Origin of the sequence: Actinospica durhamensis, assembly GCF_018139695.1 — a bacterium.
In the GTDB taxonomy this organism is placed as follows: domain Bacteria; phylum Actinomycetota; class Actinomycetes; order Streptomycetales; family Catenulisporaceae; genus Actinospica; species Actinospica durhamensis.
In genome coordinates this window covers 1-454 of record NZ_JAGSOG010000738.1, presented here as the reverse complement: position 1 = coordinate 454, position 454 = coordinate 1, and the positions used below count along the sequence as shown (strand labels likewise).

Below are 454 nucleotides of genomic sequence, written 5' to 3'. Positions count from 1 at the left end.
CAGCCCCCCACCCGCACCTCCGCCGCCCGCAACCTTGGTGCGAAGCACGCCTGATCTTTGGTATTGTTCTCACGTCGCCAAGGAGCGGCCGGGAAGACCGGCGAAACCTCGGAGACAACCCAAGTCCGGGTGGCGGAATGGCAGACGCGCTAGCTTGAGGTGCTAGTGCCCGTTAAGGGCGTGGGGGTTCAAGTCCCCCCTCGGACACCAAAATCGGTGCTTTCGCACCAATCGTCCTGACGCAGAGTAGTGAATCTGGCTACTCTGCGTAATTTTTTGCGTTTGTGACGACCCGTCAGTGGGCAGAACCCAGTCGAGTCCATGTGGCGGCGGTCCGCCGGGCGTGTTGTTGTTGGCACGGTGTCCACGGTTATCGGTGTTTTCGCACCCGTGGAGGCAACTGTGCCCGAAGCTCCGATCGCGCTCCTGATACCCCCCGACCTCCCACCACTTG

Annotated in this window: 1 tRNA gene; it reads left to right on the top strand. The window is 61.9% G+C overall.

The features are described from left to right. Positions 1 to 123 precede the first annotated feature (123 nt). Positions 124 to 210: transfer RNA gene (locus KDL01_RS41970), tRNA-Leu, on the top strand. Positions 211 to 454 lie beyond the last annotated feature (244 nt).